The following is a 22,950-nucleotide window of genomic DNA, read 5'->3' as shown; positions in this document are numbered from 1 at the left end:
GGATCTCGCTTCGTCCCGGTCCGTTGCCTCTAGTGGCCGAACAGCGCGCCGACCTCGTCGAGCGCTTCGGCCAGCGAATCTATGTCGGAAGTGTCGTTGTACACGTACAGCGAGGCCCGCGTCGTGGCGGTGACGCCGAGGCATCGCATGAGCGGCTTGGCGCAGTGGTGACCGGCACGCACGCACACGCCGCTCTGGTCGAGCACCTGGGAGATGTCGTGCGGATGCACGTCGCGATACACGAACGACAGCACACCGCCGCGCTGGGCCGGCTCGGACGGTCCGTGCACGGTGATGTCGTCGCCGTGGCGGTCGGTCAACGTTCGCAAGGCGTAGCCCGTGAGGCTGACTTCGTGGGCTCGCACGGCATCCATGCCCAGCCCCTCCAGGTATCTGACCGCTGCACCGAGGCCCACGATCTCGGCGATGGGCGGCGTGCCCGCCTCGAACTTGTGCGGCACCGTGTTGGGCCGGAAGCCTTCCTTGGTGACGTCGAGGATCATCTCGCCGCCGCCCAGGAATGGCGGCATGGCGTCGAGCAGCTCCATGCGGGCCCACAGCACGCCCACACCGGTCGGACCGCACATCTTGTGCCCGGTGAACACCATGAAGTCGGCGCCCAGTTCGCCCACGTCAGTGGGCAGGTGCGGCACGTACTGGCTGGCGTCCACGCTGAGCAGCGCGCCGGCGTCGTGAGCGGCGGCGGCAAGGCGGGGGATCGGGTTGAGCGTGCCGAGCACGTTGCTCATGGCGGTGACCGATAGCAGCTTCGCCCCGTCGAGCAGGCGGTCGAGATCGGTGAGGTCCAAGCAGCCGTCGTGGGTGATCGGAATCCAGCGGATCTCGAAGCCCCGCTCGGCGGCCAGGATGTGCCACGGCACGATGTTGGCGTGGTGCTCCATCTCGGTGAGCACGATCGCATCGGCCGGCCCGAGGTTCGAGCCGCCCCACGAGCGGGCCACCAGGTTCATGGCCTCGGTGGCGTTCTTGGTGAACACGATCTCGTCCGCGCTCGGAGCGGAGATGAACCGGGCAACGTCGGCCCGAGCCTGCTCCATCTGCTCGGTCGCGGCGGCAGCGATCTCGTACGCGCCACGATGCACGTTGGCGTTGACCGTGCGGTAGTAGTCGTCCATGGCGTCGAGCACCGCCACCGGCTTCTGCGACGACGCCGCAGAGTCGAGATAGACGATCGGCTGGCCGTGGACGCTGCGCTCGAGCAGCGGGAACTGCGCCTTCACGGCTCCGTCGATGTCGGGGCCGGCGCCGGCGCTCATGCCGCTGCCCTCTGCTCGAACGGCTCGTAGCCGTCGCGTTCCAGCTCGGCGGCGAGCTCGGGGCCGCCCGAGGCCACGATCTGCCCGTCGACCAGCACGTGGACGTAGTCGGGCTCGATCTCGCCCAGCAGGCGCTCGTAGTGGGTGATGAGCACGACGCCCATGTGCGGCCGCTCGGCACGGACCTGCTGCAGGCCGGTGGCCACCACCCGCAGCGCGTCGATGTCGAGGCCCGAATCGGTCTCGTCCAGCACTGCCACGTCGGGCTCGAGCAGGGCGAGCTGCAGGATCTCGTTGCGCTTGCGCTCGCCGCCGCTGAAGCCCTCGTTGAGGTAGCGGTCCATGAACGACTCGTCCATGCCCAGCCGCGACATCCACTCGCCCATGGCGACGTAGATCTCGATGGCCGACACATCCTCGCCGCGCCGTGCCGAGACTGCCTGGCGCAGGAAGTTGCGCACCGACACGCCCGGGATGTGCTGCGGGTACTGGAAGGCCAGGAACAGCCCAGCCTTCGAGCGGGCGTCGGGATCCCACTCGGAGACGTCGTCGCCCCGGTAGCGGATCTCCCCGCCGGTGACCTCGTACTCGGGCGATCCCAGGATCGTGGTGGCCAGCGTCGACTTGCCCGAGCCGTTGGGACCCATGATGGCGTGGCACTCGCCGGCGTTGACCACCAGATCCACGCCGCGCAGGATCTGCGGGCCCTCGACGGCCCGTACGCCCAAATCGTCGATCTCGAAGAGGGGTGCATCAGGCGCTGTGTTGGCCACTGCCATCAACCGCAGTGTATGGCTGGCCCTAAATGCCCCAACCGGCGCGGAGTCCCGGCCGGCCGGCCCGTGAGCGCGGCCCTCAGTCCCAGAGGCTGTCGACCACGTCGAGCCACAGCTGGGTGGTGAGCGCCAGCGACTCGATGTCGATGCGCTCGTCGTTCCCGTGGAACCGGGCGCCGAAGTCGGCGCCGTCGAGCTCGGGGCTGAACAGGCCGGCGCCGTACGCGACCGCGCCCATGTCGCGATACACCCGGGAGTCGGTGAAACCGATGATGAGCTGCGGCGTCAGCCGGGCCGTCGGGAAGCGCCGCCCCACCGCCACCTCCAGTGCGTCCCACAGCGGCGTCTCGACCCGGCTCAGCGATGCCGGGTCGTTCATGATGATCTCCACCTCGACCTGGTCGGCCAGATCACCGAGCGCCTCGTCGAGATGCGCCTGCACCTCAGCAGCGCCCTCGCCGGGCAGCGTCCGCACATCCACCTCGATGTCGACGTGATCGGGGATGACGTTCGTCTTCATGGCGGTGGGCGCCCCGAGGACGTTCGGCGAGAACGATGTGTGGGTGCACGAGTACAGGTGCGCTGCGGCCGACGCGCTCGGATGGGCATCCAGCCAGTCCTCGATGAGGGACTCGTCGAGCATGATGGCCTTGGTCTCGTCATCGACGCCGAGCGTGTCGACCTGCTCGCGCCACAGCTCGTGGAACTTCGGCGGGGGCCGGTACTGCGAGATCCGGTGCACCACCGCGGCGGCCTTCACCAAAGCGTTGTCCTGACGGAACGGGCGTGAGCCGTGGCCGGGCACGCCGCGCACCCGCAGCCGCCGCCACGCCACGCCCTTCTCGCCGATGTTCATGCCGATGAACGGGGCGTCGGGCGACCCCGAGTGCAGGCCGCCGTTCTCGGTCAGCACGTAGTCGGCGCCGATGACATCCCAGTGGTTCTCGGCCATCCAGCGAGCGCCGTAGTTCGAACCGGCTTCCTCGTCGGCGCAGGCGAAGTAGATGAGGTCGCCCTTGGGCCGGTAGCCGGTCAGGGCTAGGTGCCGCATTGCCACCGCCATCGAGGACGTGAGGTTGAGCATGTCGACGGCGCCGCGGCCCCAGACTTCGCCGTCGACCAGCTCCCCGCCGAACGGATCGCGGCTCCAGCCGTCACGATTCACCGGCACCACGTCGGTGTGGCCCATCAGGCACAGGGTGGGGGCGTTCGGGTCGCTGCCCTCGATGCGGGTCACCAGCGACCGCCGGCCAGGTGCCGCGTCGAAGACTTCGAGATCCAGTCCGGCGCCTTCGAGGTAGGCCTGAAGTGTGTCGGAGTTGCGGACCTCGCCGCCTGATTCGGGCGTGCCGTAGTTGACGCACTCGTTGCGGATCAGGGTCTGCAGCAGCTCGACGGTCTGACCGGTGCGACGGTTCTCGTCGCTGGTCCCGGCAGTGAATGACTGGCTCATGGGGAGCAACTTACGCGGCGGCGTGGGTGCGACTGTGGTCGAATGACCCGATGAACTCGGGCTCTGGGAATGATGTGGGCATCTGCGGGCTGCCTGCCACACAGATGGCGGCCATGCTGGCCGGCGGCGAGATCTCGGCGCGGGAGCTGCTGGCGGCGCACCTTGACCGCATCGAGCAGGTCAACCCCGCTCTCAATGCCATCGTCACGTTCACGCCGGAACTGGCGGCCGAGCGCGCCGCCGCTGCCGACGAGGCGCACGCACGAGGCGAGTCGCTGGGACTGCTGCACGGGCTGCCCGTGGCCCACAAGGACCTGGCGCTGACCGCCGGTGTGCGCACCACCATGGGCTCGCCGCTGTTCGCCGACTTCGTCCCCGACATCGACGCGCTGGTGGTGCAGCGTCAGCGGGAAGCCGGCGCGGTGATGGTGGGCAAGACCAACACGCCGGAGTTCGGCGCCGGTTCGCACACGTTCAACCCGGTGTTCGGCATCACCCGCAACCCGTACGACGTCGGCAAGACGTGCGGCGGCTCCAGTGGGGGCGCAGCGGTGGCGTTGGCCGCCCGAATGCTGCCGCTATGCGACGGTTCCGATCTGGGCGGCTCGCTGCGCAACCCGGCGGCCTTCTGCAACATCGTCGGTTTCCGTCCATCGCCGGGTCGGGTGCCGTCGACCACCGCAATGGACGCCTGGTTCCCGCTGGCGGTCGAAGGCCCCATGGCCCGCACCGTGGCCGACGTGGCGTTCTTCCTGCAAGCGCTGGCCGGACCGGATGACCGCTCGCCAGTCTCGAACCAGGAGTCGCCGGAGGTCTTCGCCGGCTCGCTTCAGCGGGATCTGCGTGGCGTCCGAGTGGCGTGGTCGCCAGATGCAGGCGGTCTGCCCGTCGACCCTGCAGTGCGAGCTGCTACGGCCAACGTGCCCGATGTGCTCGCCGACTTGGGCTGCGAGGTGGTTGAAGCCTGGCCTGACCTGTCCGATGCCCCATTGGTCTTCCAGGCCCGGCGCGCCTGGCTGTTCGCCCTCGGCTTCGGTCCCTTGCTGTCCCAGCACCCTGGCCAGTTCAAGGACACACTCACTTGGAACATCGAACAGGGGCTGTCGATGTCGATCAGCGAGTATGCCGATGCCTGCCGGCGCCATACCCAGCTCTTCGCCCGCATGGACGAGTTCATGTCGCCCGCCGCCGACGGCTTCGAATTCCTGGCGTGTCCCACGACCCAAGTGCCGCCGTTCGATGTCGAGGTCGAGTACCCGACCGAGATCGACGGCACACAGTTCGACACCTACATCGACTGGATGCGGTCGTGCAGCGACATCACCGTCACCACCCACCCGGCCATCTCGGTGCCGGCCGGCTTCACCGGCGACGGATTGCCGGTGGGTCTGCAGCTTGTCGGGCGCCACCGCGCCGATCGTTCAGTGCTGGAGCTGGCCCACGCCTGGGAGTCGGCCACCCGCCACATTGACCGCCTCCCGCCGCTGCCGGGCTGACGCTCCGCCGCCGACGTCGAGCGCCGGCCCGAAAATCGGGGGTCGGCACCGCAGGCCGCTCGCTAGCCTGCCGCCCGTGTCCGAGGCGGTGTCGAAAGGGTCCGTGACAGCCATCGAGGCCCACGGGCTGGTGCGCGACTTCGGGGCCAAGCGGGCAGTCGACGGAGTGGACCTGCTGGTGCGCGAAGGCGAGATCTTCGGGTTCCTCGGGCCGAACGGCGCCGGCAAGAGCACCACGGTGCGGATGCTGTGCACGCTGCTGAGCCCGACGGCCGGGACGGCCCGGGTCGCCGGCTACGACGTCGAGAAGAGCCCGGGTGAGGTACGCATCCGCATCGGCGTTGCCATGCAGGAAGCGGCGCTCGACGACAAGCAAACCGGCCGCGAGATCCTCGATCTGCAGGCCCGCTTGTACGGACTGCGGCCCGCAGACCGGGCTGCGTCCATCGCCCAAGCCATCGATCTGGCTGACATCGGTGATGCCATCGACGCCCGCATCTCCACCTACAGCGGCGGCATGAAGCGCCGGCTCGATCTCGCAGCATCGCTGATCCATGCCCCTGAGGTGATCTTCCTGGACGAGCCGACGACCGGTCTTGACCCCGTCAGCCGGGCGCAGGTCTGGGACGAGGTGCGCCGCCTGAACAGCGAGTTGGGCGTGACGGTCTTCCTCACCACGCAGTACATGGAGGAGGCCGATGCGCTGTCCGACCGGGTGGCGATCCTTGCCGACGGGCGCATCGTTCAGCAGGGCACGCCCGCCGAGCTGAAACGGGCGGTCGGTTCCGATGTGATCGTGGTTGATCTGGAACCGGGCGACATCGCACGGGCGGCAGAGGTGGCGGAAACCGTGCCTGGCGCAGACGGGGTGACTGCCGGCCGGCTCGGTGTCACGATCGCGACCGCCGACGGGGCAGGACTCGTCGGCGCCGTGGCTGTGGCCTTGGCGACTGCCGACGTGCACCCGACAGCGCTCACCGTCCGTACGCCGTCGCTCGACGACGTGTTCCTGCAAGCAACCGGGTATCGCATGGCCGCCGCCGAGGAGGCTGCGGCCGAAGGTGCAGTCGCCGCCGAGGAGGCTGCGGCCGGGAGCGCAGTCGCAGCCGAAGAATCGGGAGACGAGGTACGTGACGGTCAACTGGCCGCCCCCGGAGGTGCGTCATGACCGACGCAACCATCACCCCTGGCGGCGGCCTGACGAACCGGGTCAGCTTCCTCACCGACATTGCCACGATTGCCCGGCGAGCCGTGCGCAGCGTGGTGCGGGAGCCCGAATACGTCGTCCCGGCGCTGATCATTCCCTTCTTTTTCTTCGTGGTGAACACGGGTGCGTTGGAGTCCTTCGTGGAGCGACAGGCCCCCAGTGGCAGCACCGTCGGTCTCGACTACCGGGCGTTCCAGCTTCCCGTGGCGATCATCTTCGCTGTCACGGGAATCTCACGAGCCAGCGTGCTCGTGATCGACATCCAGTCCGGCTATCTCGACCGGATGCTCGTGACGCCGATACGGCGATCCACGCTGCTGTTCGGGCTGATGGTGGCCGACATCGTCATGGCGCTCGGATTGGCCCTGTTCGTGGTCGCTCTTGGACTCGTCTTCGGTGTCTGGTTCGAGACGGGCGTCTTGGGGCTCTTGGTCTTCCTGTTGCTCGCGATTGCCTGGAGCGTTGCCTACAGCGGCATCCCGTACACGGTGGCATTGCGTACCGGGAACCCTGCCGCAGTGAACTCGTCGTTCCTGATCTTCTTCCCGTTCGCGTTTCTCACGCCGTCATACCTGCCGCGCGATCTGATGGGCGGCTGGCTCGAGGCGGTGGCGGCGTGGAATCCCGTCACCTACCTGATGGAGGGCATGCGAGCACTGCTGTTCATGGGTTGGGATGGGCTCGCCATAGTGAAGGGCGCCGCGGCCATCGTCGGGCTCGCGATCGTGACCTTCTATATCGCGTTCAGGTCGCTCGGTCGTCGCGTAGCGACGGGGTAGACACAGTCGTCGCGTAGCGACCGGTCAGGGGCTACCAGCCGCGGTCGATCCACTCCTGCAGGTGCGGCAACTCGGTGCCGATCGTGGTGTCGAGGCCGTGGCCGGGCAGCACCATCGTGTCTGCGGGGAAGGCTGAGAACATCCGGTCCTCGATGCTGCGGATGATCAGGTCGAAGTCGCCGCCGTAGCTGGTGGCGCCGGGCCCGCCAGGGAACAGGGTGTCGCCGGTGAACAGCAGCGGCGTGCCCTCTACGTGGAAGCTCATGGAGCCGGCGGTGTGGCCCGGGTTGTGGATGGTGCGGATGCGCAGCCGCCCGACCTCCAGCACCGAGTCGTCCTCGAGAATGAGGTCATAGCTGGGCAGCATCGACGAGTCCTCGGCGGTGATGGCCACTTCGATGCCGGCGTCGCGCACGGCCGGCACGGCCTGGATGTGGTCCCAATGACCGTGGGTCTCCACCACCAGCGTCACGCCAAGCTTGCGGCACACCTCGAGCAGGCGTTCATGCTCGTTGGCCGCGTCGATGAGCATCGCCTCGCCGGTCTCGGTGCATCGGATGGTGAAGACGTTGTTGTCGAAGTCGTCGGGAAAGCCGTGAGGCAGGTCGCCGTCGACGGGACGAACCACGTGCTTGTGGACTTCGATGCCGGTGGCGGACCAGTGCAGTGCCATGGATGCATCCTAAGAGGCACTGCCAATCGGTGTTCCCGCTGCGGAGGCGGCAGGACCCCCCGCTTAGGCGGCGTCTACCCGGACGGCGACGCGGTGCCAGCCTTCGGCTCCGTCGGGCCGGACGTCCTTGGGGCCTTCGGGCTGCGTCATGCCGGTGCCGTCGATCGCCCGCACCTGCAGGGAGTGCGTGCCCGAGGTGGGCGTCCAGGGCAGGTGCCACTGCACCCAGCTCTCATCGCCCAGCGCTTCGCCCAGCTCGCAGCGCTGCCACGGCCCGTCATCGACGCGCACTTCGACAGCGCTGATGCCTCGTGTCGGCGCCCAGGCGATGCCTGCAATAGCGGTCGTCACACCCGCCACGGGCCGGTCGCCGCTGCCGGGAACATCGATGCGGCTCTGGGTCTTCATCGGCCCCCGCTTCGACCAGCCCCGGGGCACCCAGTAGCCGTCGAAGGCGTCCCAGGTGGTCAGGTGGATCTCCTCGATCCACTTCACGGCTGAGACATAGCCGTACAGCCCCGCCACGATCAGGCGGGCCGGGAAGCCGTGCCTGGTCGGCAGCGGCTCGCCGTTCATGCCGACGGCCAGGACAGCGTTGCGACCGTCGTACAGCAGCGGGGTGGGAAAACCGGCGGTCCAGTCGTCGACCGAGCGGCCCACCACCTGGTCGGCCCCGTCCTGCACGCCGGCCCGCTCCAGCAGGTCCACCAGCGGCACGCCGGTCCAGACGGCGTTGCCGACCAGGTTGCCGCCGACTCGATTCGACACGCACGAGAGCGTCACGACATGCTCTTGGAGGTCCATTGCCAGGATCTCGTCGAAGGTCAGCTCGTAGGGATTGTCGACCATGCCGGTGAACGACAGCTTCCAATCCGCTGGGTCGACCTGCGGCACGGTCAGCGCCGTGTCGATCCGGTAGAACTCATCGTTGGGCGTCACGTAGCTGGAGATGCCGGCGACGCTGTCGAGCGTGTCCAGCGCTGCGACCTGGGTAGCCACCGAAGGCCCGGCCGCAGTGGTCGCCGTCGGCTCGACTGCGGTTGCGGCACCGCCGGCTGCGGTCGTTGCGGGCGGCCGTGCGACGCTCAGGTCGATGCCGGCCCGGGCAGTCTCTGCCGCCGACGGGCCGCGTACAGCACGCCCCAGTGCCACGAAGCCGACGGCCGCCACACCGGCACCGCCCACGCCGAGCAGGAAGGCCCGGCGGCTGGCATCGGCCGCGCTGTCTGGCGGCGCCCCGGCCGCTGGCTCGGTGGGCTCGTGCTCGCTCACCGCCGTGCGGGCAGGCCGGTGCGCCGGTGCGCAACGCAAGAGCACGCGCAGCGTGAGGTAGCCGAGCGCAGCGGCAGCCAGGGCAACCACCCACGAGCCCACGAACGGACTCATCGGGTTGCGGGCCGCGGTCCAGCCGCCGATCAACCCGAATGCGGCGAATCCGGCGAACGGCACCCACCGGCGGCGCGGCGCCATGGCGCAGGCGCCCAGCAGGCCGCCGATGATCAGCGAGACACCGACAATGCCGATCGCCAGCACCGCCTTGTCCTTCTCGCCGAACAGCTCGATGCTCAGCCTCACGGCCCAGTCGGGCGAGTAGTCCACCAGCGCCTCGCCGACGGCCACCACCAGCGACGGGATGGTGTCGACGAGCCCGTCGATGAACTCGCCGAACGCCAACGCCACCGCAGCGCCGGCGATGCCGGCGAGCAGGCCGACGCCTGCACCCGGCCGGCTGATGAGCCGTCGAACCCCGCCCCGGCGTGAAGCAGCCGGCGTAGCTGTGTCGCTGTGAGTCATCCTGTCCACCCTTGCGATCCGTCTTGCATCCGTGCGTGGAACCCGCCACGAAAGCTAACGCCCGAGGTATGCCAGGGGTTCCACCGCCGCGGACATGGGCGATGAGCCGTTTCTGAGTCGATCTGGCCTCCGGGTGATAGAACTTCGCCTGACTATTACGCTGGCCCGGCCGGCGTCCAAACTGCACAGGCTGCACCGGCCCCGGAGGCGTGTACGTGAACTTCGCATTCACCGAGGAGCAGGAAGAGCTCCGCAACTTCGTCCGCTCGTTCCTCGAGGACAAGTCGTCGGAGGCCACCGTCCGGGAGCTGATGGAGACCGACGACGGCTACGACCCTGCTGTGTGGTCGCAGATGGCCGAGCAACTCGGCCTGCAGGCGCTGATCATCCCCGAGGAGTACGGCGGGCAGGGCGCCAGCTACGTCGAGCTCGGCATCGTGCTCGAGGAGATGGGTCGCAGCCTGCTGTGCTCGCCCTACTTCTCCACGGTCGTGCTGGCCGGCAACGCCATCTTGCACTCGGGCAACGAGAAGGCCAAGGAAGAGCTGCTCGAAGGCATCGCCTCCGGCGAGATCATCGCCACCTTGGCATTGGCGGAGGCCAGCGGCCGCTGGGATGCCGACGGCGTCGAAGTCGAGGCCACCGACACGGGCGACTCTGCCACCATCTCGGGCGAGAAGATGTTCGTTACCGACGGCGGCACGGCCAACCTGTTCGTCGTTGCGGCGCGCTGCGCCGGCGGGATCCACCTGTTCACCGTCGAGGGTGACGCAGCCGGGCTCAGCCGCGAGAACCTCGCCACGATGGACCAGACCCGCAAGCAGGCCCGCATCACCTTCGACAACACGCCGGCGAAGCACCTGTGCGACACCGACAACTTCGCCTACATCGACAAGGTGCTCGACCTTGCAGCGGTTGCGCTCGCCAACGAGCAGGTCGGCGGTGCGCAGTTCGTGCTGGACATGGCCGTGCAGTACGCCAAGGACCGGGTGCAGTTCGGACGCCCGATCGGCTCGTTCCAGGCCATCAAGCACAAGTGCGCCGACATGCTGCTCGAGGTCGAATCGGCCAAGTCGGCCGCCTACTACGCGGCCTGGTGCGCGTCGGAGATGAACGACGAGCTGCCGTCGGTGGCGTCGCTGGCCAAGGCCTACTGCTCGGAGGCGTACTTCCACTGCGCGGCCGAGAACATCCAGATCCACGGCGGCATCGGCTTCACGTGGGAGCACCCCGCGCACCTGTACTTCAAACGCGCGAAGAGCTCTGAGCTGATCTTCGGCGATCCCGCCTACCACCGCGAGCAGCTGGCCCAGCGCATCGGCCTGTAGATCTCAGCAACCCACATCGGCACAAGAGCAACGCGGCCGGCTTGATTCCTGAGCTGCCGGGGAGGCACTGGTGATCGTCGCGGTCATCGTCATTTCGTTGGTGATCGGCTTCGTCGTGGCCGCGGGTGTGGTGGGCTCGCAGGCGCAGCGGCTGGGCCGTCAGCGGCGCGAGCCCGTGTGGCGCCTTGCCGAGGCGGCGGAATTCGTCGCCGAACTGGTGCCCTTCGACATCGCCGCGAGTCTGAGTGCGAGCGAGCTCGAAGCACTGTTGCGAGCGCACCTCAACCAGTTGCAGTTCGGGCCGGCTGCGGCGCCGGACGAAGCGGACGGCGCGGACGCCGATGCCGAGGGCGCGATGGGCACGTCGGTGACCGAGGACCGCTCGTCTGCGGCTGAGCTGTATCGCAGCGTCCGCCGGGACGGATTCGAGGTGTCACTCGAGCAGGTTCACGCGGTGGCGAGTGCGCATCTCGAGTACCTGCGTCTGATCGGCGCACTGGCCGTCGTGGACCCTGGCGGCAGCTGAGCGTGCGCCGGACGGCAGAATGTTCCCATGGACATCCCCAGGGAGCTCGCCGGCTGCCGCTTCGTCGGTGACAAGCGCAACCAGACCGTGTACGACATGGAGCTGGAAACGGACGATCCGGCCGTCGCCGAACAGCTCGCGGCGGCGGTCGCTGACATCGTGGCAGCTCAGTCATACGCCACCTTCGGTCCCGACGAGCTGCCAGAAGCGCGCAACCGCGGCTACCGCCTGTCGCGGCTCGGTCGCTAGACGAGTGCAGTGAGCACCACGGTCACCGAGATCACCATCGGAGGCAGCCCCCATCTTGCGGCGCTGATGGTGCGCCCGTCGCGTTCGACGGGCAGCGGCCCGGCCGTGGTCCTCTGCCATGGGTTCCCTTCCAAGCAGCGGCCCGGCATTCCCAATCGCACGTACCAGATGTTTGCTGAGCGCATTGCCGAAGCGCAGGGCTGGACCGTGCTCGCCGTCAGCATGCGGGGCTGCGGGGAGTCCGACGGCGACTTCTCGCTGCTCGGCTGGATCGACGATGTGGGGCGTTCCATCGAGCACGTCTTGGAGGACGGCTGCCGCGGCGTGTGGCTGGTGGGCTCCACGACTGGGGGCTCGGTGGCCATCCTGGCTGCTGCTCGCGATGCGCGCGTGCGCGGCGTGGCGGCTATGGCGCCCCGAGCCGACTTCGACGACTGGGCGGGCGACCCCAAGGCGTTCCTGCAGCACTGCCGCAATGTCGGCGTCATCAGGTCCGACGGCTTCCCTCGCTCGGCCAGCGCGTGGAACCGTGAGCTGAAGCAGAACCGGGCAGTGGACGCCGTGCAGGGACTTGCCGACCGGCCGCTGCTGATTTTGCACGGCATCAACGACCGTCAGGTGCCCTACGAGGAGGCCCGGCACCTGGCGTCACGGCATCCGAGCGCCGAGCTCCGACTCATCACCGGCGCCGATCACCGCATTCGCCATGATCCCCGAGCCGTGGCCATCCTGCTGGGCTGGCTGGAGCACCAGGCAGCCGCCCAGTACGCCTAAGTCTCGGCGTGTTCCTCGGGGCGGCGGGCGATCATCATGTTCGCCACGGAGCGCACCACCGTGACGCCCTCTTGGTTGACGAGCTCGTGGACCATCTTGACGATGCCGCGGTCGGGCTTGGAGCGGCTGGGAATCGTCTCCAGCACTTCCACGACGAGGGTGAGGCGGTCGCCTGGATGCACTGGCGCCAGCCAGCGCAGCTCGTCGAGGCCCGGCGAGCCCATGCTCGACGGTCCCAGCAGGTGCTCGCCCAGCAGCCGCATCATGATCGAGCCCGTATGCCATCCCGAGGCGATCAGCCGGCCGTAGACCGTGCGACGAGCGGCCTCGGGATCGATGTGGAAGGGCTGCGGGTCGAACGCACGGCCGAATTCGATGATCTCCGCTTCGTCGATAGTCGTTGACCCGAACGTGAAGCGCTCGCCGGTTTCGTAGTCGTCGAACCAGCGCTGCGGGCAGGGGAGGTCACTCGGCATCGGGACAGTCTGGCCGCGCAAGCGGGACATCATCGGACATGTTGAGTAGGTCCGGTGCCCGTGCAGGGACGGCCGCGAGCCGGTTGGTCACAGGGTGTCGGGACCTGCCGGGCTGAGCTGCGCGGTGATGCCGCCGTCGACGCAGATGACCTGGCCGGTTACGTAGCTCGATTCGGCAGATGCCAGGAAGGCAACCATCGCCGCGATGTCGCCAACCTGACCCGCTCGCTGCAGCGGTACTTGGGCTGCGAGCGATGCGAGCCTGCGCGCGTTGCCCGAGGCGTGCCACCGGTACGTCTCGGTGAGTCCCGGGGCGATTGCGTTGACCCGGATGCCGTAGGGACCGAGTTCGATGGCCATGGCTCGGGTCATCGCGTCGATCGCTCCCTTGGTGGCGTCGTAGGGCAACCCGCGGTGGTGCGCTCGCTGTGCGCCCACGGACGAGATGAACACGATGCTGCCCCCGGTGCCGTCGCGCATGGTTGCTGCGGCCCGCTGAGCGCAGCGATAGGGGCTGCGGATGTTGGTGGCGAGCTGGCGGTCGAGCAGGTCGAGGTGCTCGTCGAGCGCGTGCTGACGGCGCAGGTCGGCAGCGTTGTTCACGAGCAGGTCGACGGTGCCGAATTCGGCGAGCGCGGTGTCGAAGACAGCGTCGATGTCGTCGTCGCGTGACAAGTCCCCGCAATGCGCTGCTGCATCCGCGCCAAGCCCGGCCAGCTCGCTGACGCACTCCCGCAGGGCGTCAGCGTTCATGTCGGCGACCACGAGCCGCATTCCCTCGACGGCAAGGCGCTGCGCGACGCCGCGGCCGATACCGCTGGCCGCGCCGGTGACGACCGCGCAGCGACCCCGCAGCTCGTCGTGGCGCGCGTGGGCGCCGGCCGGAGGCGGCACGTCGCTCACGGTCGAGCCGGGCTTCCGTCGACCAGCCGGGTCTGGGTCCACTCCTCGACGCCGTCGCGGGCCGGATGGGCCGCGGCGAGCTGCTCGTCGATGTCGATGCCGAGCCCGGGCGCCGAGTTCGGATAGAGGTAGCCGTCGGCGACTTCACCCAGCCCGGGGAACATTTCGTAGTCGAGATCGGTGGGGCGGTACCACTCGTGGATCCCGAAGTTCGGCGCCGAGATGTCCAGGTGCAGGTTGGCCGTGTGGCCCACCGGCGACGTGTCGGCGGGTCCATGCCAAGCGGTGCGGATGCCGAACATGTGCGCGAACGCGGCAATGTCACGCGCGGGTGTCAAGCCGCCGATCTGGCTGATGTGCATCCGGACGAAGTCGACGAGACGATCGGTGATGAGGCCCTGCCACTCGTGCGGGTTGTTGAACAGCTCGCCCATCGCCAGCGGAGTCGCGCACTGAGACCGCAACGTGGTGAACCAGCCGATGTCCTCCGGCGCAAAGGGATCCTCGAGGAAGAACAGCTTGTACGGCTCGACATCCTTGGCGAACTGGACCGCGTCGATGGGGTGCAATCGCTCATGGATGTCGTGAAGCAGTTCGACACGCTCGCCGACGGTCTCGCGGACGTGGTCAATCATCGCCAGGGTCGCGCGGCTGTAGGCACGAGGATCGAAGTAGCTCCCCGCCGGAGCGTTACGGGGCTGAGGCATCGGGGCCGTCGGGCCGCCGTATGGCCCGAGTTGCACCCGGATGTGCCGGTAGCCCTGCTCGCTCAGCTCCTCGACGCTGTCCGTCACTTCGTGGGGGTCATCGCCGCTTGCGTGGACGTAGACCGCGGCGGCTTCGCGGTTTTTCCCCCCGAACAGCTCGTACACCGGCATCCCGGCCCGCTTGCCCTTGATGTCCCACAGGGCCTGGTCGACACCGGACACTGCGTTGTTGAGCACCGGGCCGTTGCGCCAGTAGCCGTTGACCATCGACATCTGCCAGATCTCGCCGACACGGTCGACGTCGCGCCCGATGAGGAACGGGGCGAGATGACGGTCGATGGCGGACTTCACTGCGAATGCTCGCTGGGTGAAGGTTGCGCAACCCAGTCCGTGCAAGCCGGGTTCGGAGGTCTGGACCTTGACGATGACCAACCGCGCGGCGCCGGGCTGGGTGAGGATTGCTCTGACGTCGGTGATGGTGACCATCGTGGAGACGTTCTCGAAGACCGGCAGCGGCTCAGTGCGCCGCAGAGGACCAGGGGTCGACGCTGTCGACGGCCAGGCCGTAACGCTTGATCGCCTCGGCGGCAGCGGACGCGTCGATCTCGCCGAGCTCTGCGAGGCGCCACAGCACCGCGACCGTGATGTGCTCGGCGGTCACCTCGAAGTGCTCACGCAGGCGGCTGCGGGTATCGCTGCGACCGAAGCCGTCGGTGCCCAGCGAGGTGTAGTCGCGGCCGATCCAGCGAGACACCTGGTCGGGCACCGCCCGCATGAAGTCAGTCACGGCGATGACCGGTCCGGTGCCGTCGGCGAGCTGCCGGGTCACGAAGGGCACCTGCTGAGGATCGTCGGGGTGCAGGGTGTTCCACCGCTCGCACGACAGCGCTTCCTCGCGCAGCGCCTTGTACGAGGTGGCGCTCCAGAGGTCGACACCGACGTCGTGCTCTGCAGCAAGCAGATCCGCTGCCGCTCGCGCAGCGCCCTGCGCCGAGCCAGAGAACAGGATCGTTCCGGCGTGGGCCCGTCCGGGCGGCGAGGGGGCAAAGCGGTACAGCCCGGCCAGCAGGTCCTCCACAGCCAGATCGTCGGGCTCAGGCGGCTGGACGTAGTTCTCGTTGTAGATGGTCAGGTAGTAGAAGATGTCCTCGCCCACGCCGTACATGCGCCGGATGCCGTCCCGCACGATCGCGGCGAGCTCGTAAGCGAACGCCGGGTCGTAGGCCTGACACGGAGGAACGACCGAGGCCAGCAGCGGCGAGTGCCCGTCCTGATGCTGGAGCCCCTCGCCCATGAGCGTGGTGCGACCCGCCGTCGCTCCCATCAGGAAGCCGCGCCCCCGCATGTCGGCCAGCGCCCAGATCATGTCACCGACCCGCTGGAAGCCGAACATCGAATAGAAGGTGTAAAAGGGCACCATCGCCACGCCGCGGGTGGCGTACGACGTCGCCGCGGCGGTGAAGCTGGCCAGAGCGCCCGCCTCGGTGATGCCCTCCTCGAGAATCTGCCCGTCGATGTGCTCGGTGTAGGACAGCAGCAGGTCGTGGTCGACGGGCTCGTAGAGCTGTCCCTGGCTGGCGTAGATGCCCAGCTCCCGGAACAGCGAGTCCATGCCGAACGTGCGGGCCTCGTCGGGAATGATCGGCACGACGCGGTCGCCGAATCCCGGCTCGCGGGTCATCGCCCGCAGCATCCGCGTGAACGCCATGGTGGTCGACACCGCCATCTCGCCCGAACCCGCAGCGAACTCGGAGAACGGTTTCGAGCTGGGCATCGGCAGTGCTTTGCGGCACCAGTTGCGTAAGCGCTTGGGCAGTGGGCCGTTGAGGGCCTTGCGGCGCGCCATCAGGTACTCGTGCTCGGCGCTGCCGGGCTCCGGTCGGCAGTAGGGCGGATCGTCGGGATCGAACTCCGCATCGATCTCGGCATGCAGCCGCAGGCGTTCCCGGATCGTCATGAGCTGGGTCCGGTTCAGCTTCTTGATCTGGTGCGTGGCGTTGCGGGCCTCGAGGTCGGGTCCGAGCGACCAGCCCTTGACCGTCTTGGTCAAGATGACGGTGGGGCTGCCCTCGTGCTCCACGGCTGCCTGGTAGGCCGCGTAGAGCTTCTTGTAGTCGTGGCCGCCGCGGGGCAGCGTTTGCAGCTCTTCGTCGGAGAGGTGCTGCACCATCTCGCGCAGCCGCGGATCAGGGCCGAAGAACCGCTCGCGGATGTACTGCCCGCTCTCCACCGAGTAGCGCTGGTACTCGCCGTCGATGGTCGCGTTCATCTTGTTGAGCAGCACACCGTCGCGGTCGCGGGCCAGCAGCTCGTCCCAGCGGCCGCCCCAGATCACCTTGATGACATTCCAGCCCGAGCCGCGGAAGTTGGCTTCGAGCTCCTGGATGATCTTCCCATTGCCCCGCACCGGCCCGTCGAGGCGCTGCAGGTTGCAGTTCACCACGAAGATCAGGTTGTCCAGCCGCTCCCGCGCAGCCAGATGGAGGGCGCCGAGCGTCTCGGGCTCATCGGTCTCGCCGTCGCCCACGAAACACCACACCTTCGACTCAGACGTGTTGTCGATGCGGCGGTTGTGCAGGTAGCGGTTGAAGCGGGCGTGGTAGATGGCCGTGATCGGGCCGAGGCCCATCGACACCGTCGGGTACTCCCAGAAATCGGGCATGAGGCGGGGATGGGGGTACGACGACAGGCCGGTGCGGCCGATCTCGCGCCGGAAGTGCTCGAGATCGGTGTCGTCGAGGCGGCCTTCCAGGTAGGCCCGCGCGTAGATGCCGGGCGCAGCATGGCCCTGGATGTAAATGTGATCGCCCGGCTCGCCGTCGTCTTTGCCGTGCCAGAAGTGGTTGAAGCCGACGTCGTACAGCGCCGCGGAGCTGGCGAACGTGGACAGGTGGCCGCCGATGCCGTCGGCCCACGAGTTGGCGTGGGTCACCATCGCGACGGCGTTCCAGCGGATGAAGGCCCGCAGGCGCTTCTCGATCTCCTCGTCGCCGGGGAACCAGGGTTCTTGCTCGGGCGGGATCGTATTGATGTACGGGGTGGAGACGGTGGCGGGGAAATCGACCTGCATCTCGCGGGCCTTGGACATGAGCCGCCGGATCAGGAACCGTGCACGGTTCTTGCCCCGCTCCTCGACCACCGCTGCGAAGGACTGCAGCCAGTCGTCGGTCTCGTCAGGATCGATATCGGGGATCTGCTCATGCAACCCGTCGAAGAGCATGGGTTCTAGTGTCGCACCTGAATGAGCCGGCAATCGAACGCGCCAGCAACTGAGGTCTTCACCGACGGATCGTGCCTGGGCAATCCCGGTCCCGGCGGCTGGGCCTACGTGGTCGACGGCGGGCGCTGGGCATGCGGCTACGAGCCCTCGACCACGAACCAGCGCATGGAGGTCGCGGCTGCGGCGCACGCTGTCGAGGACCTGGACGGGCCGCTCCGGATCGTCAGCGACTCCACCTACGTGGTGAAGTGCTTCACCGACGAGTGGTGGAAGGGCTGGCACCGGCGCAACTGGCTGAACACCGCAAAGAAGCCGGTGGCCAACCGCGACCTGTGGGAGCCGTTCATTGACGCGGTGCTTGCGCGGGGGGACGTGACGTTCGAGTGGGTGAAGGGTCATGCAGGCCAGCGGCTGAACTCCGCTGCCGACGCACTGGCCGTGCATGCGGCCGGGGCAGGTGCCGGCCAGAGCGGCAACCGGTTCGACGATGACGTGCTCGATCGGCTGAGCGACCCGAGAACGGCACCGCATCGCCCGGCCAAGGGAGCCGTCAGCACCGATGAGCCGACGTCTGGGAACCGGGAGATCACCGGTCACGCCGTGGCAGTGCTCGGCCACCGGCCGCCAGAGCTCGGTGGGTACGAAGAGAACCCAGTCGCCCGCAGGGTGCTGCGGCAGCTGAGCGATGTTCTTGCCGCCAAGCGCGAGATGCATCCCGATCTCGTTGTGGCGACGGGTCTTGGGCTCGGTGCTGAGACCCTGGGCGCCGAGGCGGCACGTGCGGCTGGTGTGCCCTACGTCGTGGTGCTCGCATTCGAAGGCGTTGAGCGCCGATGGCCGGGTCCCTCACGCCAGAGGTTCGCCGAGCTGCGCCAGAGCGCGCTTCGAGAATTCGTGCTCGGCAACAGGGTGCCGGTCGACACCGAGGCGTTCGGCAAGGCGATGCGTCGGCGGGATACGTGGTTCATGCACAACTGCGACGAGGCCGTCCTGGTGCGCCGCGCCGGCGACCGCACCCTGGGCGATCTGTACCGGCGCCTGGAGGATGCGTTGGACGACGTCTGGGTGATTGAGCCGGAGGGCTAGTCGTCGTCGGCAGGGGATTCGACGAGTGCGGCCAGCCGCTCCAGCGTTTTCTCCATGTTCGGCACGTTCTTGCGGTGTGCCCCGATGAGCTCAACGCTGCGCGGCAGCTTTGCAGTGGACCAGTCGAAGGTCTCGCGCACCAGCGTGTCGCCGTCGGGCTGGGGCTCGAGCTGGTAGCTCCAGCGCTGGCCCTGCCAGTGCGCCCACGTGATCAGGCGGTTCTCCTCGAACTCCAGCACTCGATTCTTCACGGTGTAGGAGACGCCTACCTTGATGCGCATGGAAAAGGTGCTGCCCAGTGTCAGCGGGGCATTGCTGGTGGTCAGGCGGGCCAGCGTTCCCGAGCCGTCGATCTCGCAGTGACGGCTGGGATCGATCAGAACGGCGAAGATCCTCTCGGCGGGCGCGGCAATGACCCGTTCGACGCTGACGCTGCGATGTTTCGGCTTCGCCATGATCGTTTTCAGGCAGGAGTAAGGGCGTCCTGAACGATGTCCGGCGGTGGTGTGCCGCCGCCACGTTCAATGCTGCCGTCGACACGCACGAGGACCCACCTGGGCTGGGAGCTGACGCCGAACTGCGCCCATAGATCGCCGTCTTCATTGGCCATCTGTGGGATGTCGCCCAGTTGATGCTTGGCGACGAAGCGCAGGTAGGAGTCCTGGGAGTCGCCACCGGGGACACCGATGAGCACCAGCTTGTCGCCGTGTTCTGCCTTCAACGCTGCGACCGCAGGCGCCTCACGATTGCACGCCGGTCACCATGGCGCCCAGAACCACAGCAGGACATCGTTGCCGACGGTCGCCGCAAGGTCGAACTGCTGCCCGTCGAGCAGAGCGCCCTCCAGTTGCACGATCTCGGCGCGGGTCTCGACCGGCGCGGATGCGGCCGTCGTCGCCGGACCGGAGGCAGCCGCAGATGCCGTGTCGCCGCCGGAGGTTGTCCCGGGCACTGACGCAGCCTGCGTGGTGGACGATGCCTCGACAGCAGATGTCGTCGCCGTGGGTTCCCGGTACACGTCGACGTCAACGCTCCCGCAGGCGGCCAAAGCGCCGAGGCCCGCCAGCCCGGCCATCAGCACGATGGCTGCTCGGGGCCGCGGACCCGTCATCTCGCCGAGCCTACTTGGGGGTCCGCGAAGCGGTAGCGCGGGTTACATTCGGCCCGGTGAGCACCCGGGCGCTTATTGCTTTGGCTCTCGCCACCGGGGTGATCATCCTGATGGCGTTCGCGGTCCAGGTGCTGATTGCGCTGTAGCGCTGGCTTGATGGTGCGGCTGCAGGGTGGCTGCGGTGCAAACGGACGAGTGCGGCGGCGTACCCTCGTCGCGCGATGGCAGATGACACCAGCACCGGCGAGACAGGCAGTCCGGTCCACTACGACCTCGTCGTGATCGGCGGAGGACCCGCCGGTTACGGGGCGGCCCTGTATGCCGGCGCTGCGGGCATGAGCGTTGCCTTGGTGGAGCGGGACCGGCTGGGCGGGACCTGCCTGCACCGGGGCTGCATTCCGGCCAAGGAGCTGCTCGAGACCGCTGCGGTCTGGCGCACGGTCGGCGAGGCCGCCGAATTCGGCGTCAACGTCGAGCCGCCCGAGCTGGATTTCGGAGTCTCGCAAGACCGCAAGCAGCGCATCGTGGATGGCCTCGAGACCGGCGTCAAGGGCTTGCTCAAGCGTCGCAAGGTCAAGGTGTTCGAGGGCACAGGCAGGCTCAATGCGGACCGGTCGGTGAGCGTTGCCGCAGACGAGTCCGAGGCCCAGACGCTGCAGGCAGATCATGTGCTGCTCGCTGCAGGTTCGGTGCCGATGACGCTGCCGGGGTTCGAGCGCGAGGGCACGCTGGTCATGACTTCCGACGAGGTCTTGGCGCTGGAGGAGGTGCCGGCCCGCGTGGCCGTGATCGGCGGAGGAGCCATCGGCTGCGAGTTCGCTTCGATGCTGGCCGATCTGGGCGCCGAGGTCACCGTGCTCGAATACGCGCCGCAGATCATCCCCGGCGTCGACGCGGATATCGCCAAGGCACTCGCCCGGGCATTCTCCAAGCGAGGGATCACCGTGCTCACCGGCTGCCAGGTCACCGGGCACACGCCGGGTGACGGCGGCACGACGGTGCAGTACACGATCGCCCCCCGGTCAGGCGACGGCGACAGCGAAGAAGCCTCGCTGGAGGTGGATGCGGTGGTCGTGTCGGTGGGACGCCGGCCATACCCGGACCATCTCGGCCTCGACGGCACCGAGGTCAAGCTCGATGAGCGGGGCTTCGTCGCGGTCGACGAGGTGTGCCGGACCACCATGGCCGGCGTCTATGCCATCGGCGATCTCGTCAACACGCCGCAGCTTGCCCATGTCGGGTTTGCCGAGGCCATCGTGGCTGCCAAGGACATGCTCGGCGAGGAACCGGCGCCGATCGACTATGCGAACGTGCCGTGGGCGATCTACTGCCACCCCGAAGTGGCCTTTGCCGGGCTCACCGAGACGGCGGCCCGCGAAGCCGGCTACGACGTTGTGACCTCCAAGCACCGCTTCACCGGCAACTCGCGGGCCATGATCGTCAACGACACCGAGGGGCTCGTGAAGGTTGTTGCCGAGCGCGAGGCCGACGGCACTGCCGGGCGCGTGCTCGGGGTGCACATGATGGGCCCCTGGGTCACCGAGCAGCTCGGTCAGGGCTACCTGGCGGTCAACTGGGAGGCCACGGTTGCCGAGGTTGCCGCCTTGGTGCAGCCGCATCCCACGCTGTCGGAGCTCTTCGGCGAGACGATGCTGTCGCTCACCGGACGAGGACTGCACGGATGAACCCGGACCCAGCCGCGGTAGGCCGAATGAGGCGACGACATGGCTGACTTGGTGCTGCCCCAACTCGGCGAGACCGTCACCGAGGGCACCATCACCCGCTGGTTCAAGAACCCGGGCGATTCCATCTCGGTGGGCGAGATGCTCTACGAGGTGTCCACCGACAAGGTGGACAGCGAAGTGCCCTCGCCGATGGAGGGCGTCCTGACGGAGATACGCGTCCCCGAGGGCGAGACCGTGGACGTCGGGACCGTGCTGGCGATCGTGGAGCTGGCCGAAGGCGCCGTAGCGCCGTCACCTGATGCAGCCATACCGGTAGCCAGTCCTGCGCCCGCGGAGCCTGCCGCTGCTCCTGCTGCGGCGCCCGCGCCGGCCGATCCGCCTGAGGCGCCCGGCGTTGCGGCAGTCGCTGCCTTGCCGTCCAACGGCGCGGCAAACGGCCCGGCGACCGATCACGGCAGTCACTTGCTCTCGCCCGTCGTGCGGCGCTTGGTGCGAGAGCACGACCTCGACCCCGCAGCACTCGTGGGAACCGGGGTCGGCGGCCGCATCACGCGCTCCGATGTGCTCAACGCCATCGACGAGCGGCAACGCGCCGCAGCCGCGAGCGGAGCTCCGGCGGCGGCGAGAGCGGCGGCCGGCGAACGCCCGTCCGCGCCGACCGCGCCGGCGGTGCCGGCACCGGTAGCCGCTGCGGCCGCGGCCGAATGGACCGACGGAGACTCGCGCTTCGAGTCGTTCAACAACATCCGCCGCCGCACGGGCGAGCACATGGTGAACTCCATGGCCACCTCGCCGCACGCCCTCACCGTCGTCGAGGTCGACTACGAGAATGTGGAGCAGGTCCGCCGGGCCCACCGCGAGGCGTGGCGGGCATCGGAGGGCTTCAGCCTCACCTACCTGCCGTTCATCGTGGTCGCCGTCGCCGACGCCTTGGCCCACTGGCCACGCCTGAATGCGTCCGTCGAGAACGGCGGCCTGCGCATCTGGAGACGCCGCAACGTCGGCGTGGCCGTCGACCTCGACTATGACGGGCTGATCGTGCCGGTGCTGCGCGATGCCGACTCGTTCAGCTTGCGAGGCATCGCCCGCACCATGAACGAGCTTGCTGCGCGTGCACGGGAGCGACGCCTGACACCCGACGACATCAGCGGCGGCACCTTCACCATCTCCAACAACGGGTCGTTCGGCACCTACACCACAGCAGCGATCATCAATCAGCCTCAGGTCGCGGTGCTCTCGACGGACGGCGTCGCCCGTCGACCGGTTGTCGTCACGGACAGGTTCGGGAACGAGAGCATCGTCGTGCACTCGGTGGGACACCTGGCGATGGGCTGGGATCATCGTGCGTTCGACGGCAGCTATGCGGCCGGCTTCCTGGGGCACATCCGCCAGATGCTTGAACAGCATGACTGGGGAGCGGAGTTCTAGCC

The 22,950-nt window shown here is 68.2% G+C and carries 22 protein-coding genes; 10 read left to right on the top strand and 12 right to left on the bottom strand.

The genetic code is table 11. The features are described 5' to 3' along the window. Positions 1-29: 29 nt before the first annotated feature. The 3 genes from ACOGXE_RS04190 to ACOGXE_RS04180 form a co-directional block, all read right to left on the bottom strand. Entirely contained in the window at positions 30-1,277 is a 1,248-nt protein-coding gene (locus tag ACOGXE_RS04190; protein ID WP_419932697.1) for a SufS family cysteine desulfurase, read from the bottom strand. Then, on the bottom strand, positions 1,274-2,056 hold the full coding sequence (sufC, locus tag ACOGXE_RS04185) for a Fe-S cluster assembly ATPase SufC (RefSeq protein WP_419932696.1): 783 nt from the start codon (positions 2,054-2,056) through the stop codon (positions 1,274-1,276). Before sufC ends, ACOGXE_RS04190 begins: the two co-directional genes overlap by 4 nt. A gap of 76 nt (positions 2,057-2,132) precedes the next feature. After that, complete coding sequence (locus ACOGXE_RS04180; protein ID WP_419932695.1) at positions 2,133-3,506, bottom strand: M20/M25/M40 family metallo-hydrolase; 1,374 nt, start codon at positions 3,504-3,506, stop codon at positions 2,133-2,135. A 50-nt stretch (positions 3,507-3,556) separates the two neighbouring features. On the opposite strand from ACOGXE_RS04180, the gene ACOGXE_RS04175 reads away from it, so the two are divergent. From ACOGXE_RS04175 to ACOGXE_RS04165, 3 genes are all read left to right on the top strand, one after another. Next, entirely contained in the window at positions 3,557-5,002 is a 1,446-nt protein-coding gene (locus ACOGXE_RS04175; protein WP_419932694.1) for an amidase, read from the top strand. A 76-nt stretch (positions 5,003-5,078) separates the two neighbouring features. Further along, positions 5,079-6,170, top strand: a complete 1,092-nt coding sequence (locus ACOGXE_RS04170) for an ATP-binding cassette domain-containing protein (protein ID WP_419932693.1) — start codon at positions 5,079-5,081, stop codon at positions 6,168-6,170. After that, complete coding sequence (locus ACOGXE_RS04165; RefSeq protein WP_419932692.1) at positions 6,167-6,988, top strand: ABC transporter permease; 822 nt, start codon at positions 6,167-6,169, stop codon at positions 6,986-6,988. Before ACOGXE_RS04170 ends, ACOGXE_RS04165 begins: the two co-directional genes overlap by 4 nt. Before the next feature lie 31 nt (positions 6,989-7,019). On the opposite strand, the gene ACOGXE_RS04160 is transcribed toward ACOGXE_RS04165, so the two are convergent. Together ACOGXE_RS04160 and ACOGXE_RS04155 are read right to left on the bottom strand one after the other, a co-directional pair. Beyond that, positions 7,020-7,661 carry an MBL fold metallo-hydrolase gene (locus ACOGXE_RS04160; protein ID WP_419932691.1) on the bottom strand — a complete coding sequence of 214 codons (642 nt, stop codon included), beginning with the start codon at positions 7,659-7,661 and terminating at the stop codon, positions 7,020-7,022. Between the two features lie 63 nt (positions 7,662-7,724). Beyond that, positions 7,725-9,455, bottom strand: a complete 1,731-nt coding sequence (locus ACOGXE_RS04155) for a molybdopterin-dependent oxidoreductase (protein ID WP_419932690.1) — start codon at positions 9,453-9,455, stop codon at positions 7,725-7,727. Between the two features lie 215 nt (positions 9,456-9,670). Here ACOGXE_RS04155 and ACOGXE_RS04150 point away from each other — a divergent pair, with 215 nt between their 5' ends. The 4 genes from ACOGXE_RS04150 to ACOGXE_RS04135 all read left to right on the top strand — a co-directional run bounded on the left by ACOGXE_RS04150 (position 9,671) and on the right by ACOGXE_RS04135 (position 12,332). Then, the gene (locus ACOGXE_RS04150; protein ID WP_419932689.1) at positions 9,671-10,783 is read left to right on the top strand and encodes an acyl-CoA dehydrogenase family protein; all 1,113 of its coding nucleotides are present in this window, start codon (positions 9,671-9,673) and stop codon (positions 10,781-10,783) included. 70 nt (positions 10,784-10,853) lie between these two features. After that, on the top strand, positions 10,854-11,309 hold the full coding sequence (locus tag ACOGXE_RS04145; protein WP_419932688.1) for a hypothetical protein: 456 nt from the start codon (positions 10,854-10,856) through the stop codon (positions 11,307-11,309). A 27-nt stretch (positions 11,310-11,336) separates the two neighbouring features. Continuing rightward, the gene (locus ACOGXE_RS04140) at positions 11,337-11,558 is read left to right on the top strand and encodes a hypothetical protein (RefSeq protein ID WP_419932687.1); all 222 of its coding nucleotides are present in this window, start codon (positions 11,337-11,339) and stop codon (positions 11,556-11,558) included. Between the two features lie 9 nt (positions 11,559-11,567). Continuing rightward, entirely contained in the window at positions 11,568-12,332 is a 765-nt protein-coding gene (locus tag ACOGXE_RS04135; RefSeq protein WP_419932686.1) for an alpha/beta hydrolase family protein, read from the top strand. On the opposite strand, the gene ACOGXE_RS04130 is transcribed toward ACOGXE_RS04135, so the two are convergent. The 4 genes from ACOGXE_RS04130 to aceE all read right to left on the bottom strand — a co-directional run bounded on the left by ACOGXE_RS04130 (position 12,329) and on the right by aceE (position 17,638). Continuing rightward, positions 12,329-12,808 (bottom strand): MaoC family dehydratase, encoded by a 480-nt coding sequence (locus tag ACOGXE_RS04130; RefSeq protein ID WP_419932685.1) that lies wholly within the window; start codon positions 12,806-12,808, stop codon positions 12,329-12,331. The two genes, ACOGXE_RS04135 and ACOGXE_RS04130, sit on opposite strands and share 4 nt — an antisense overlap. A gap of 87 nt (positions 12,809-12,895) precedes the next feature. Then, on the bottom strand, positions 12,896-13,711 hold the full coding sequence (locus tag ACOGXE_RS04125; RefSeq protein ID WP_419932684.1) for an SDR family NAD(P)-dependent oxidoreductase: 816 nt from the start codon (positions 13,709-13,711) through the stop codon (positions 12,896-12,898). Then, positions 13,708-14,904, bottom strand: coding sequence for an enolase C-terminal domain-like protein (locus tag ACOGXE_RS04120; protein ID WP_419932683.1), 1,197 nt, complete (start codon positions 14,902-14,904; stop codon positions 13,708-13,710). Before ACOGXE_RS04120 ends, ACOGXE_RS04125 begins: the two co-directional genes overlap by 4 nt. Positions 14,905-14,935: 31 nt before the next feature. Further along, on the bottom strand, positions 14,936-17,638 hold the full coding sequence (gene aceE, locus ACOGXE_RS04115; protein WP_419932682.1) for a pyruvate dehydrogenase (acetyl-transferring), homodimeric type: 2,703 nt from the start codon (positions 17,636-17,638) through the stop codon (positions 14,936-14,938). Positions 17,639-17,659: 21 nt separating this feature from the next. Here aceE and ACOGXE_RS04110 point away from each other — a divergent pair, with 21 nt between their 5' ends. Beyond that, positions 17,660-18,724 (top strand): RNase H family protein, encoded by a 1,065-nt coding sequence (locus tag ACOGXE_RS04110; RefSeq protein ID WP_419932681.1) that lies wholly within the window; start codon positions 17,660-17,662, stop codon positions 18,722-18,724. Here ACOGXE_RS04110 and ACOGXE_RS04105 read toward each other — a convergent pair. Genes ACOGXE_RS04105 through ACOGXE_RS04095 form a run of 3 tightly spaced genes read right to left on the bottom strand, consistent with a single transcriptional unit; the run spans position 18,721 to position 19,835 of the window. Beyond that, positions 18,721-19,179 (bottom strand): SRPBCC family protein, encoded by a 459-nt coding sequence (locus ACOGXE_RS04105; protein ID WP_419932680.1) that lies wholly within the window; start codon positions 19,177-19,179, stop codon positions 18,721-18,723. The genes ACOGXE_RS04110 and ACOGXE_RS04105 overlap by 4 nt on opposite strands. Positions 19,180-19,187: 8 nt before the next feature. Further along, positions 19,188-19,445 carry a hypothetical protein gene (locus ACOGXE_RS04100; RefSeq protein WP_419932679.1) on the bottom strand — a complete coding sequence of 86 codons (258 nt, stop codon included), beginning with the start codon at positions 19,443-19,445 and terminating at the stop codon, positions 19,188-19,190. Between the two features lie 36 nt (positions 19,446-19,481). After that, positions 19,482-19,835, bottom strand: a complete 354-nt coding sequence (locus tag ACOGXE_RS04095) for a hypothetical protein (RefSeq protein WP_419932678.1) — start codon at positions 19,833-19,835, stop codon at positions 19,482-19,484. Between the two features lie 221 nt (positions 19,836-20,056). On the opposite strand from ACOGXE_RS04095, the gene lpdA reads away from it, so the two are divergent. After that, the gene (gene lpdA, locus ACOGXE_RS04090; protein ID WP_419932677.1) at positions 20,057-21,520 is read left to right on the top strand and encodes a dihydrolipoyl dehydrogenase; all 1,464 of its coding nucleotides are present in this window, start codon (positions 20,057-20,059) and stop codon (positions 21,518-21,520) included. 39 nt (positions 21,521-21,559) lie between these two features. Continuing rightward, positions 21,560-22,948 carry a dihydrolipoamide acetyltransferase family protein gene (locus ACOGXE_RS04085; protein ID WP_419932676.1) on the top strand — a complete coding sequence of 463 codons (1,389 nt, stop codon included), beginning with the start codon at positions 21,560-21,562 and terminating at the stop codon, positions 22,946-22,948. The last annotated feature ends 2 nt before the right edge of the window (positions 22,949-22,950 follow it).

Origin of the sequence: Candidatus Poriferisodalis sp. (assembly GCF_965208555.1) — a bacterium.
Taxonomy (GTDB): domain Bacteria; phylum Actinomycetota; class Acidimicrobiia; order Acidimicrobiales; family Poriferisodalaceae; genus Poriferisodalis.
The sequence above is the reverse complement of the archived record's forward strand: the minus strand, read 5'-3'. Positions and strand labels throughout refer to the sequence as shown.

Bases quoted from the DNA above. Each gene is read 5' to 3' on its own strand.
- ACOGXE_RS04190 (WP_419932697.1), bottom strand. From the start codon at position 1,277: ATGAGCGCCGGCGCCGGCCCCGACATCGACGGAGCCGTGAAGGCGCAG.
- sufC (WP_419932696.1), bottom strand. From the start codon at position 2,056: ATGGCAGTGGCCAACACAGCGCCTGATGCACCCCTCTTCGAGATCGAC.
- ACOGXE_RS04180 (WP_419932695.1), bottom strand. From the start codon at position 3,506: ATGAGCCAGTCATTCACTGCCGGGACCAGCGACGAGAACCGTCGCACC.
- ACOGXE_RS04175 (WP_419932694.1), top strand. From the start codon at position 3,557: ATGAACTCGGGCTCTGGGAATGATGTGGGCATCTGCGGGCTGCCTGCC.
- ACOGXE_RS04165 (WP_419932692.1), top strand. From the start codon at position 6,167: ATGACCGACGCAACCATCACCCCTGGCGGCGGCCTGACGAACCGGGTC.
- ACOGXE_RS04160 (WP_419932691.1), bottom strand. From the start codon at position 7,661: ATGGCACTGCACTGGTCCGCCACCGGCATCGAAGTCCACAAGCACGTG.
- ACOGXE_RS04155 (WP_419932690.1), bottom strand. From the start codon at position 9,455: ATGACTCACAGCGACACAGCTACGCCGGCTGCTTCACGCCGGGGCGGG.
- ACOGXE_RS04140 (WP_419932687.1), top strand. From the start codon at position 11,337: ATGGACATCCCCAGGGAGCTCGCCGGCTGCCGCTTCGTCGGTGACAAG.
- ACOGXE_RS04130 (WP_419932685.1), bottom strand. From the start codon at position 12,808: ATGCCGAGTGACCTCCCCTGCCCGCAGCGCTGGTTCGACGACTACGAA.
- ACOGXE_RS04120 (WP_419932683.1), bottom strand. From the start codon at position 14,904: ATGGTCACCATCACCGACGTCAGAGCAATCCTCACCCAGCCCGGCGCC.
- aceE (WP_419932682.1), bottom strand. From the start codon at position 17,638: ATGCTCTTCGACGGGTTGCATGAGCAGATCCCCGATATCGATCCTGAC.
- ACOGXE_RS04110 (WP_419932681.1), top strand. From the start codon at position 17,660: ATGAGCCGGCAATCGAACGCGCCAGCAACTGAGGTCTTCACCGACGGA.
- ACOGXE_RS04105 (WP_419932680.1), bottom strand. From the start codon at position 19,179: ATGGCGAAGCCGAAACATCGCAGCGTCAGCGTCGAACGGGTCATTGCC.
- ACOGXE_RS04095 (WP_419932678.1), bottom strand. From the start codon at position 19,835: ATGACGGGTCCGCGGCCCCGAGCAGCCATCGTGCTGATGGCCGGGCTG.
- lpdA (WP_419932677.1), top strand. From the start codon at position 20,057: ATGGCAGATGACACCAGCACCGGCGAGACAGGCAGTCCGGTCCACTAC.
- ACOGXE_RS04085 (WP_419932676.1), top strand. From the start codon at position 21,560: ATGGCTGACTTGGTGCTGCCCCAACTCGGCGAGACCGTCACCGAGGGC.